The sequence below is a fragment of the Pseudoalteromonas sp. SR45-5 genome, assembly GCF_014163565.1.
GTDB lineage: Bacteria > Pseudomonadota > Gammaproteobacteria > Enterobacterales > Alteromonadaceae > Pseudoalteromonas > Pseudoalteromonas distincta.
The window spans coordinates 1-1,436 of sequence record NZ_JACJDN010000827.1 but is presented as its reverse complement, the minus strand read 5'-3'; the positions used below and the strand labels follow the sequence as shown (position 1 = coordinate 1,436).

General features: G+C 39.7%; 2 protein-coding genes. Both read left to right on the top strand.

Annotation, left to right across the window (positions count from 1 at the left end):
- Positions 1-886: LpxL/LpxP family Kdo(2)-lipid IV(A) lauroyl/palmitoleoyl acyltransferase (gene lpxL, locus H5072_RS19380; protein WP_182694501.1), on the top strand; the 886-nt coding region annotated here is incomplete at its 5' end.
- A gap of 41 nt (positions 887-927) precedes the next feature.
- The coding region (locus tag H5072_RS19375) for a TcpQ domain-containing protein (RefSeq protein WP_182694500.1) at positions 928-1,436 on the top strand (509 nt) is incomplete at its 3' end.

The window sequence follows — 1,436 nt, the reverse complement described above, 5'->3', positions numbered from 1 at the left end:
ATACTGGCTAACGTGGGTTGGCGTTTTATTTTTATACTTAATTTCTTGGCTACCACAAAAGCTACAGCTGGCAATGGGTAAGCAACTTGGCCGCTTAGTCCATAAATTTATGAAGCGCCGTCGCCATATTGCAGAAGTAAATATTAAGCTGTGTTTTCCTGATATGAGCGAAGCAGATCAAAAAGACCTTGTACTCAAAAATATGGAAAACACCGGCATTGCAATGGTTGAAACCGGCATGGCTTGGTGGTGGCCGCAGTGGCGAGTAAAAAGTGTATATGGCTCAATCAAAGGTTTGGAACACTTTGAGCGCGTACAGGCATCTGGTAAAGGTGTTTTATTACTTGTACCTCATATTCTGCATCTTGAAATGGCGAGTCGTGTAATGGGATTAAAATGCCAAGGTTTAGGCTTTTACCGCCCTCACAACAACGCTCTAATGGAATACTTTACAACTAATGGCCGCCTTCGTTCTAACGAATACCTAATTGGCCGAAAAGATGTAAAAGGTTTACTAAAATCATTAAAAAACAAAAAAGTATGCTATTACTTACCTGACCAAGATTACGGCCGTAACCGCTGTGAGTTTGTGCCATTTTACGCCGTCCCTGACACAGCAACGACAACAGGTACTCTTATGTTTGCTGGCAGTAAAAACTGCGAAACTATGAGCTTAATCTCGCGTCGTGACGAAAATGGAAAGTATCATTTAGAGGTAGTACCTGAGCTTGAAAACTTCCCAAGTGGTGATGATAAGGCTGATGTAACACGTGTAAATCAACGCATGGAACAATCTGTTAATGCAGCACCAGAGCAATACATGTGGCTACACCGTCGCTTTAAAACTCGACCGGATAAAAATACCCCTTCTTTTTACAAAAAGTAATGGTATAACAATAATAGGAACAAATAAGGTGGGTAATAATCATGTGGTTTTGGATTAGACATTTATCATTTGCAGCCGTGCTAATAGCACTCGCCGTATACTTCTTAGTGGGTGATGGTTCTGTATTTGATATTAAAAAATCTAAAAATGCAGCCGCCGAAGGATTATCACGCTTTTACTCCTCCATTCGTAACCAAGTAAAAAGTAATAAAGAACGAGATCAATTTGTTTTAAAACTTAAAACACCAGAACAAACCTTGGATAGAGTATTGGCTGAACGTGCGCGAACAGTAGATCCAATGCCTACAAATTGGACTGGAGAAGTTGAACCTAGGCGCTTTGAAAATGGCACAACTCTTAAAGATGTACTTAATCAATATGCTAAAAACGAGGGGATTGAGCTCTACTGGTACTTAAGTAAAGATTACGTAGTTAAAGATCATTTTAGAGTAGACAGTAACTTTACTTCAGCACTGTACCAAATTGGGCGCGCTATAAATGATGACTTTGAGCATGAGGTTTATACTTACTTTTGCCATAAACAAAGAGC